The organism is Pseudoxanthomonas kalamensis DSM 18571 (assembly GCF_010211745.1).
In the GTDB taxonomy this organism is placed as follows: domain Bacteria; phylum Pseudomonadota; class Gammaproteobacteria; order Xanthomonadales; family Xanthomonadaceae; genus Pseudoxanthomonas_A; species Pseudoxanthomonas_A kalamensis.
The window spans coordinates 1-399 of record NZ_PDWQ01000146.1 but is presented as its reverse complement, the minus strand read 5'-3'; the positions used below and the strand labels follow the sequence as shown (position 1 = coordinate 399).

1 pseudogene is annotated in these 399 nt (G+C 56.4%); it reads right to left on the bottom strand.

Annotated elements, in window-relative coordinates:
• Positions 1–165 precede the first annotated feature (165 nt).
• Positions 166–399: pseudogene (locus CSC70_RS14440) on the bottom strand (HPr(Ser) kinase/phosphatase); the annotation flags it as partial.

The following is a 399-nucleotide window of genomic DNA, read 5'->3' as shown; positions in this document are numbered from 1 at the left end:
TGTAATCATTGTGTCAGTACGACTGTTACTTGTATTATACGTGCGTGTGGTATATCATCACAGAGCGCAGTGAACGTTCTTGCTAACGCAGTAGATACGAGCTGATACATTTGGATCGCCTTCACGTTTTTATACGCTGGGTTTATATCTTTTTTTTTTTCAAGCAGGCCGGGTCAGGTGCACGATCAGGCGCAGGTACTTGTTCTTCTTGACCGCGGTGTCGCCGAACATCTCGCGCACGTTGAGCACGCCCAGGCCGCGCACCTCCAGCAGGTCCTGCAGCAGCTCCGGGCAGGTGCCGTCGAGCACGTCCGGGGCGATCTGGGTGAATTCCGGCGCATCGTCGGCGACCAGGCGGTGGCCGCGGCTGAGCAGTTCAAGCGCCAGCTCGCTCTTGCC